This window comes from Psychromonas arctica (genome assembly GCF_038155225.1).
Classification (GTDB): domain Bacteria; phylum Pseudomonadota; class Gammaproteobacteria; order Enterobacterales; family Psychromonadaceae; genus Psychromonas; species Psychromonas arctica_B.
This window is the reverse complement of sequence record NZ_JBAKBA010000350.1, coordinates 1-216: the sequence shown is the minus strand read 5'-3', so window position 1 is coordinate 216 and position 216 is coordinate 1. Positions and strand designations below refer to the sequence as shown.

The window sequence follows — 216 nt, the reverse complement described above, 5'->3', positions numbered from 1 at the left end:
GCGGCTTTTGAAGCTGAGCTTGAAAAGTTAGCAGCCGATAAAGATATTAAGCTTGCTTAGAACGAAATTGATGATGCACTTATTTATGCATTATTCCGTGAGATTGGACTTAAATTCTTAGAAAATCGTAATTATCCTGATGCATTTGAGCCAGTACCAAGTGAAGATGTTATGAAAGTAGCTGCACCATCAAACTAGGAACCTGAATCATACTCA

1 pseudogene is annotated in these 216 nt (G+C 37.0%); it reads left to right on the top strand.

From position 1 onward, the window contains the following. Nucleotides 1-189, top strand: a pseudogene (locus tag V6255_RS19435) (oxaloacetate decarboxylase); the annotation flags it as partial. Between the last annotated feature and the right edge of the window lie 27 nt (nucleotides 190-216).